9 protein-coding genes are annotated in these 7970 nt (G+C 37.9%); 2 read left to right on the top strand and 7 right to left on the bottom strand.

Going from position 1 to position 7970, the window contains the following annotated elements:
- The 6 genes from VNZ46_RS23060 to VNZ46_RS23035 form a co-directional block, all read right to left on the bottom strand.
- Positions 1–248, bottom strand: a 248-nt coding sequence (locus VNZ46_RS23060) for a helix-turn-helix transcriptional regulator (RefSeq protein WP_325563021.1), incomplete at its 3' end; no start/stop codon positions are given.
- Positions 249–436: 188 nt separating this feature from the next.
- Positions 437–793, bottom strand: a complete 357-nt coding sequence (locus VNZ46_RS23055; protein ID WP_325563019.1) for a cupin domain-containing protein — start codon at positions 791–793, stop codon at positions 437–439.
- Positions 794–1245: 452 nt separating this feature from the next.
- Positions 1246–2202: a hypothetical protein gene (locus VNZ46_RS23050; protein ID WP_325563017.1), complete on the bottom strand. Its 957-nt coding sequence runs from the start codon at positions 2200–2202 to the stop codon at positions 1246–1248.
- Positions 2203–2251: 49 nt separating this feature from the next.
- Positions 2252–3553: a paraquat-inducible protein A gene (locus VNZ46_RS23045; RefSeq protein ID WP_325563015.1), complete on the bottom strand. Its 1302-nt coding sequence runs from the start codon at positions 3551–3553 to the stop codon at positions 2252–2254.
- Entirely contained in the window at positions 3540–4859 is a 1320-nt protein-coding gene (locus VNZ46_RS23040; protein WP_325563013.1) for a paraquat-inducible protein A, read from the bottom strand. Before VNZ46_RS23040 ends, VNZ46_RS23045 begins: the two co-directional genes overlap by 14 nt.
- A gap of 47 nt (positions 4860–4906) precedes the next feature.
- Complete coding sequence (locus VNZ46_RS23035) at positions 4907–5821, bottom strand: NAD(P)H-binding protein (RefSeq protein WP_325563010.1); 915 nt, start codon at positions 5819–5821, stop codon at positions 4907–4909.
- A gap of 133 nt (positions 5822–5954) precedes the next feature.
- On the opposite strand from VNZ46_RS23035, the gene VNZ46_RS23030 reads away from it, so the two are divergent.
- Both VNZ46_RS23030 and VNZ46_RS23025 read left to right on the top strand, forming a co-directional pair.
- The gene (locus VNZ46_RS23030) at positions 5955–6536 is read left to right on the top strand and encodes a Crp/Fnr family transcriptional regulator (RefSeq protein ID WP_325563008.1); all 582 of its coding nucleotides are present in this window, start codon (positions 5955–5957) and stop codon (positions 6534–6536) included.
- A gap of 70 nt (positions 6537–6606) precedes the next feature.
- Positions 6607–7545, top strand: coding sequence for a DUF4267 domain-containing protein (locus tag VNZ46_RS23025; RefSeq protein WP_325563006.1), 939 nt, complete (start codon positions 6607–6609; stop codon positions 7543–7545).
- 168 nt (positions 7546–7713) lie between these two features.
- Here the strand turns inward: VNZ46_RS23025 and VNZ46_RS23020 are convergent.
- A partial coding sequence (locus VNZ46_RS23020; RefSeq protein ID WP_325563004.1) for a hypothetical protein occupies positions 7714–7970 on the bottom strand: 257 nt, incomplete at its 5' end.

The raw sequence follows: 7970 nt of genomic DNA, 5'->3' as shown, positions 1-7970 counted from the left end.
ATTAGAGGGTCTGCGGTGGTCGGCTCGGTGGTTTGCGTTTGAATGTTCTCTGAAAAATAGTTAAGATCAACACCCAGAATTTCAGCAAGACGGTTAAAAGTAGTAATGTCTGGCATGGATTCTCCACGTTCCCACTTACCGACGGCCTGAGGGCTGATGAATAGACGTTCAGCAAGCTGCGCCTGAGATATATTTGTTTTTTTTCGAGCTTCGGCAATTTTATTGCCAATCATTTTAGTGTTTAACATAAGTATTCTCTTTATTTGTTTTGACAAGACAAAGGTATTCGGATGGATTACCGAAATGGAAGAAATGCAGAAACTTATAGTTGTATTTAGGCTACTTATAGTTGTAAATGGCAACTATAAGTAGTATTGGTTAAGGGGAGGGGGCAAAAGACAAAGAGCTGTTGATTCAGAGCGTTAACCGGATGATCTCACAACAGAACAGTTTCCAAGTTCTGGCTTTCAAAAGTTATGTTTACAGATCTTTTATTTTTCGGACGTGTTCGGTGCTTTATATTTCGGGGTATGGTAAACATTTGTCCTTTAGAGAGTTCAATAGTTCTTTCTTCGAGATCAACATAGATTGCACCGTCAATAACCAGGAAAGTTTCGTCAGAATTAGGATGGAAATGCCAATGATAATCCTCAGTCATTATGCTGATCCTGATAATATGATCATTTACCATTGCAAGAGGGAAATTTGTAATTCCCGTCTGATAGCCTGTACTCAGTTCAATTAGATCCTGGACTTGCAAAACCAGAGGCTGTTCTTTTTGAATATTTTTCATAAATTAAAGTTAGGTGTAAAAACGGAAGAATAACGCCACATGTAACTCATTTGTTCGGCTGGATTATCGAAATCAAGGAAATACAGAAACGTATAGTTGTAAGTAGCAACCAAGAGTAGTGCCGGTTACTTTAGGCGTTAAAAGATTACAGGTTTGTAGTTAGAAATAACGGATGTGCTTTTCCTTTTTCTTTGGAAATCTACCTTTGTACAGTAAATAAACTGCAAATAGTACCAGACCAACTGCCAAAGCTAAATACGATAATATCTCTTTGCTCGCAGTTATAAAAAAAAGATAGAGTAACACCCCGGCAATGCAAAAGGTAAGTGCACTAATGATGTAGAGGAGAGTTGATTTAGAGTTCATGATCTGCGTTTTTTTTATAAACGAGCATGGTATCATTATCGCTACAGATGTATTCTTTTTGATCAAAATATCTGTCGCGATAATGATTATTGAAGATTAATATTTTTAAATAAAGCGTAAAGGAAGCTAAACTGATTTGGTGAGAGATTCTCCCGTTCCGCTTTTTTTAGTATTCTATTCTCCTTTTCAATATTTTTTCTCCTTCTATCCTTCGGTTCATAGGCAGCCATATATACTTCCATGCTTTGTTTTAACTTTTCTTTTAAGCAAGAGCTTGGATTTGCAATATAATAGTTTATAAAGCTGGCCATATGGCTGTAAAAGAGCTCTTCTACAGTTGTAGTAAAGGATTGCATTGTTAAACCTCCAGAACTGGTGCATACTTTTTCTAATTCATGAACTGAGGAAATCTCAAACTTCCCTTGAATGAGTTTGGATGCGATACTATCAGCTTTTTCTTTAATGCTTAGTTCTGTTTTTGTGCGAATATTCTTATTTGAATCAATTGTTAAAATAAAATCCGATTTGGTGTCAGAATCTCCATGAACAATTTTAGATTGTTCGTATTCTTCATTTTCCGATCTGGACTTCGTATTTGTAATCAATTCCAGCTTTGCAATAATCTCCTCATAAAATCGCCTTGAAATTCTTCTTTGCTCATTGGTATCCAACACAGCTTTTCTATACCATGTTCCATTTCTAAAAACAGACCTAAGCGCAACAGTAGTTGAGGTTTTACTCTGGTTGTCTTCCATTGGTATATAAGAGAAGTAGTACATCTCTTCGGGTTGCTTTTTAATGTATAATACCTCCGGTTCTTTTATACCTCCGGAATCTCTTTCCCAATATTCTGAGTCATATCGCCATCTCTCCGGAATTTCATTTTCAGGGTTTGTATTTCGAAGGCTGTCTATGGCTAACTTTAACTTATCTTTCGGTACAGGAAAAGTAATAGAAGCCCAGCCTCCTAAACTGCCTTTACCCGGGTAATTGCAGGAAAAAAAACATACAGACATTAAAAGATAAAGAAGCAATTTGAGCATAGAGATAATTTCAACGCCTTTAATCTACTATTATTTCTGAAAAAAGCAGTTAAACTTCTATTGGTTTTATGCGTTTTAAAATCAGAGACAGTACTGAAACATAGGCCACGTAGGCTATAAAAATATAATAGCCTGGTTGCAAAGAGGAGTTATTCTGTGTTACCGTAGAGAGTAGTTCCTCCTTGATATTTAAATCTGAGAGCTGACTTTGCAAGATCCCGTTTAGGCCGATATAGGTCATCGCAATGCCGACAACTATGACATCAGCCATATCCCATTTGCCAAGATCCAAGGCTAAAAACCTCACCAGTTTATTCTCTGCATATTTCTCCCTTCCCCATATAAGGATTCCTTTACCCATCATGCGGAGCACAGGAAGGATAATCACAAAAAGCAGGATCAGTATTCCCACCAGGACAGCATCGGGTTTTGGCTGCCCGACTAATGACTTAATGATACCAGTTATACTTTTACTCTGAAAAAATAATACCTGGTTGCTAAAGGCTAATTTTTCGCCGAGCAGCGTAAAATTTAGTGACTGGATCCGCGCATCAACTTCTATGATTGTAGAAGTAACACCTACTAATAAGAGGACAAAAGCGAATAAAAGAGAAAGGATGTATAGCGCAGTATGAAGACGTACCTGCTTTTTAAGCAGCAGCCATAAACATAGAGCAAGCAGAACACAGCCAATCATTCCAAATGTGTATATATACATTAGTTTTCGAATGTTGCTGAGTTGTAAATTGATCTTTTTCTCAAAGGCTGCTGTATTGTCGACATGGTATTTTTTATAGATATGCCTTTTTACGGTGACACTGGCTGGCTCAGTATTATCGAAAGTTTCCTTTTTCAGTTGATCAATTTTAGCATTGATAATACCCTTGAGTCTTTTCTTACTTGCAGGTTTATTGATTTTGTCAACTATGGTCGCCGCAAAATTGGGCACTTCAGCCTTGATTTCTTCGGGGTCAACGACTGCGTTGAAAGCAAGTTTTTTTAGTTTTCCGCCAATGCTTTTCTGCGGCTTATTAACCTCAGCCACGGCTTTATCAACAAGGGTGTTCAATTGCTTTGCTACTTTTTTCTGCAACTCTTTTTTCTGCCAGGCCGTCATGTTAAACTGATTGACTTTTTCATCTACAACGGCTGCCATTTTCTCCCGCCACTGGTCTACAGACAATATGCCAAAGGTGATATTGTTGGAAACACTATAGTCTGTTTTTATTTCCTCTTGCTGGCTGGAAAGTGTAGATATACGATAACCAAACCACGCTTCCCCGCAAAGCAACAGGCTCAGGCCTACAGTGAGCAAAATGTTGGGCATGATTGTTTTTCTAGTGGCTTTCATGTGGAGAAATGAATTTTAGTATGGTTGACAGAATAAGCCCGTAAAGTACAAAGCTGATGAATATGATATATCCGGGCTGAAGTGCAGTATTGTTGGTCGTTATGACATTTAAGTCATCACTTTTTATATTCAGACTCCTCAATTGGCTATCTAACAATCCATTTAAGCCTATATAGACCATCAATATTGCAATAACAATAACATCAGCCATGCTCCATTTACCGGATTGAAAGGCAAAATATCTGATGATTTTGTTCCTGGCGATTTTCCTTTTGCTCAGCAGGTGTATACCGGTTGCGCTAAGCTTCATGACAGGGAAGAGTATGCTGAAAACCAGTATCAAAATCCCAACCAACACCGCATCTGTTCCTGGCTGTCCGATTAACACTTTTACCACGTCCAGAATACTCTTGCTTTGAAAGAACAATACCTGATTCTCAAAAATCACATGCTCGCCAAGCACCATAAAATCCAGCGTTTTAATTCGTGCATCCACTTCTATCATAGAGGCCGTTAAACCTATAAAAAGAAGAATGAAGGCAAACATCAACGACATGATGAAAAGAGTAGCGTGGAGATCAACCCGCTTTCTTAATATCCACCATAACGATAAAACGATAGCGATGCAACCCAACATGGCAAATGAATAATTGTAGGTTAAAGTCCTGATCTGTGACAGTGAAGAAGTCAGTTTGTTATTTAATTCCTCATTGGAAGTTGCCTGATATTTCTTGTAAATTTTATCAGTTGCAGCCTTTGTCGCGGCTACAGTGCTGTCAAGGTATTCGGCACGTTCCAGGGCATCAAATTTTGACATTGCGATATTACTCAACTGTTTTTTGTTTTTAGGATTATAGACTTTGGCAATGATGTCTTTTGCTAAGGAAGGAGCCTTTTCCCGGAAGTCATCTGTGTTTACAAAATTTTTGACTATAAACTTCTTAATCTTTCCATCTATCGTTTTTTTTGGCTTATTAATTAATGCTTCGGCCTTATCAATGAGTGCAATGATGATCTGTTCAACTTCTTTCTGAAGATCTTTCTTTTGCTTTGGACTGAGGGTAAAATCACGGATCTGGTGACTTACAATCCCGGAGACTTTGTCGCGCCATTGGTCCACAGAGAATAATCCTGAACTAATGTTATTAACGCTGGAATAATCTTTTTTTATTTCTTCCTGCCGCTCAGAAAGCTGGTGTAAATGGTAACCAAAATAACCTTCAGCACACAATAAAATTGCGAGTCCGAAAATCAGCAGGAGTTTTAAAGCGATTGGCTGTTTACTGGAAATATGGGTTTCATTCATTGGCAATAGTAATGATCCTGATGAACAATGCCAGATTAGAAATTGTTTTATTGGCCTGCAGTATTACCATAAGCTAAGGCAAAGTCTTCTGCGAAGTCTTTTAGTTTCACTTTGCCTAATGACGGTTTGTGCTGATGGTAATCTTCGTAAAGTGTTCCATTACCCTGGCTTTCCTGCAGCTCTACAAAACCCTTAGCTACCTGCTCATTAAAACCAATGCTTAGCCAGTTGTCCAGAAGCTGTTGACTGGGAATCACTACCCATTTCAAGTCCGGTTTACCAATGGCTTCCCCCAGAGTTTCGGCAATTTCATTGGGCGAAACCTCCTCGCTTGCGACATAGCGTATCGTTTTGCCCTCAAATTGTTTGTCTACCTCTTCAGCAATGACAGCTGCAATATCTTTTGGCGAAACCCAGGGCTCTTTGACATCACCGCCATAATTGGAAATGATCGATCCTTTGGATTTGATAACATGAATAAAAGAAAATAGGTTGAGGTAGAAGCTGACCGGACGTATGAACTTGATAGATACATCAACTGGTAGTTGCCTAAGAGTGGTTTCAACATTGTGGTGGAAACGGATGATGCCAATCCCTTTATTTGTATGTGCGCCTATGCTGCTAAGGTGTATAACCTTCTTTACTCCAGAGCGTTCTACAGCTTCTTTGTAATTTTCGCCTATTTTAGTAATATCGCCAATAAAGTCAACTGATTTATCAAACATATCACCAGCTGCTTCCATTGTTTCCATAAGGTAAACGATATCTGCACCTTTGAAGGTTTCCGTTAAGAAATCTACATCCTGTAATTTGCCAATGGCAGCTTTCGCACCAAGGAGTTCAATGTTTTTCTGGCGTTTAGCATTGCTGCTGATAACAGTAACCGCATGGCCATTGTTTACTAATGTTTCTGTGAGTGGCTTGCCAATGTTTCCAAGCGAGCCTGTAAGTACGATGTTCATAATAATGCTTTTTTGTTAATTCAAAGGTCAGAATCATGAACAAAATGAATGTAGCCAAAAGTCGCTATGTTGTAGCCAAAATCTAGAACTACAATTATTATATTTATTTTTATATAATACCTAGAAATACCTTATGATAAATGTTTTACTCCAAACGATTGAAAAAGTAGTCTATATTAGTCAGGATGAAAAAGAACTAATCGCCAGACTGTTCCGGGAAAAAAAATATAATAAAGGTGAATACTTTCTGAAAGAAGATGAAGTTTGCCGGCAAGTTGGATTTATTATAAGTGGCGTGATGCGATATTATATTAATAACGATGGGGAAGAAAAAACCTACGGTTTTGCCAAAGAATTTGATTTTGTATGCAATAATGAAAGCTTTATTCCACAAAAGCCTTCCAGGCAGCTTATTCAAGCTTTGGAAGATAGCCAGTTGTTGGTGATATCCTATACTGATCTACAAACTTTTTATACTACTCTAAAGAATGGCGAACGCTATGGTCGAATGGTCATAGAGCAAGTTTTTGTCCAAACGCTTCAGGGACTTAATTCTTTTTATACCGATTCCCCAGAGCTTAGGTATGAAAAATTCGTAAAAGATTATCCTGATATGCTACAGAGAATTCCTCAATATTATATTGCGTCCTTTGTCGGTGTAAAACCCCAGTCCCTTAGTCGTATACGAAAGAGGAATATCCGGGGAAGGGGATGATTTATTAACTCAGGTGCATGAAACGCGAAAAACTGTAAAATACCTTTGTTGTCAAATAAAAGATAAAATTATGACAACAAGAATTTGCTACCTGATTTCGTTATTAACAGGGATAGGTTTACTATTTATTGGAACAAGGTTTTTGATATCGCCGATAAAGGCCGAATTTGATTATGGCATTTTTACCAATACAAATGGCGATTTTTCCTTTCATTATATTAAAGGGTTTCGGGATTTCTTTTCTGGTTTGCTACTGATACTCTTGGTTATTACCAAAGAGAAAAAGGCATTGGCCATTACACTCCTGGCGGCTACCATTGTTCCATTGGGAGATATGATAATTGTGCTTGGAAAGGGGAATGACTGGCAACACGTTATTGCTCATCTTATTGCTGTAATAATTTGTATCACAACCGGGCCGGTACTCCTAATGCAAAAAAGAAAAAATAGGGTTTCCACTCCACAGGTATCATTCAAGATATTGCAATCTGCTGTAACCGGAGGCCCAACAATATCCGAATGTGATCTGTTGCCAGGTGCAAAAACGCCATGGCACTACCATACTTTATTTTCAGAGAAATTTGAATTGTTGGAGGGGAAGTTGGAAGTTGGAAGAAATGGAAAAATCTATCAACTCAATGAAGGCGATGAAATTACAATCCAGCAAAACGAAACACACTTTTTTAACAACAAGTTTAGTGAAAAATGTAGGGTGAGAACGACACTTAATCCAGGAAATATCCAATTTGAACAAGCTTCTCTAATCTTAATGGGGCTGACAAAGGATGGCCTGACAAGCGCTACAGGCGTGCCTAAAAAGTTGTCCGACCTGGCGCTGTTTCTTTATTTGAACAATTCAAAAATGACTGGGTTTCTGAAAATATTTGAACCTGTTTTTAATACCATTGCGAAAAGGGCGATAAAAAGTGGGAGATTGAAGAACCTGATTTCAAGGTATTGTCAGAATTTGGGTCAAACTGGTGCAGGTGTTTTAGAGGTGTCTTGTTGATTTTATTGAGAGGCTATTTTCATCTGTTTTTCTATAAGGGAAAAATGTTATTCCAGTGTAGCTACTCATATGTTTGATTTATTAAGTAAAATGTTCTATAAAGTAACACGCTCACCATTAAACAGCAATACAACATTGATGGCGATCACGGCATTATTCATGGTTTATCTATTGTGATGATAGTTCATCCATGGTAGATTTTATTTGTTCATTAATCTGCTGTATTTGCGGGATGTCTGTACGGTTTATATTTTGATCTATTAACTGATAGCTTTGAAGCCTGAGCTGGCAATAATGAATAAGTTTCTTATTACGTTTATGCAATTTTTCAGAAAGCGTAAGATGATCTAATTCTGTGATCAAATTAATGCTGCGCTTCCAGTAATCGATGCCTTTCAGCAGGCCTGATCGAAGTACTTGTTCGG

Source organism: Pedobacter sp., from assembly GCF_035566355.1.
Taxonomy (GTDB): domain Bacteria; phylum Bacteroidota; class Bacteroidia; order Sphingobacteriales; family Sphingobacteriaceae; genus Pedobacter.
Note: the sequence above shows the minus strand (reverse complement) of the source record. Positions and strands in the feature narration are given on the sequence as shown.

What these genes read in the sequence shown, in the direction of transcription:
- VNZ46_RS23030 (WP_325563008.1), top strand. Translation starts at nt 5,955, where the DNA reads ATGATAAATGTTTTACTCCAAACGATTGAAAAAGTAGTCTATATTAGT.
- VNZ46_RS23055 (WP_325563019.1), bottom strand. Translation starts at nt 793, where the DNA reads ATGAAAAATATTCAAAAAGAACAGCCTCTGGTTTTGCAAGTCCAGGAT.
- VNZ46_RS23045 (WP_325563015.1), bottom strand. Translation starts at nt 3,553, where the DNA reads ATGAAAGCCACTAGAAAAACAATCATGCCCAACATTTTGCTCACTGTA.
- VNZ46_RS23035 (WP_325563010.1), bottom strand. Translation starts at nt 5,821, where the DNA reads ATGAACATCGTACTTACAGGCTCGCTTGGAAACATTGGCAAGCCACTC.
- VNZ46_RS23025 (WP_325563006.1), top strand. Translation starts at nt 6,607, where the DNA reads ATGACAACAAGAATTTGCTACCTGATTTCGTTATTAACAGGGATAGGT.
- VNZ46_RS23050 (WP_325563017.1), bottom strand. Translation starts at nt 2,202, where the DNA reads ATGCTCAAATTGCTTCTTTATCTTTTAATGTCTGTATGTTTTTTTTCC.
- VNZ46_RS23040 (WP_325563013.1), bottom strand. Translation starts at nt 4,859, where the DNA reads ATGAATGAAACCCATATTTCCAGTAAACAGCCAATCGCTTTAAAACTC.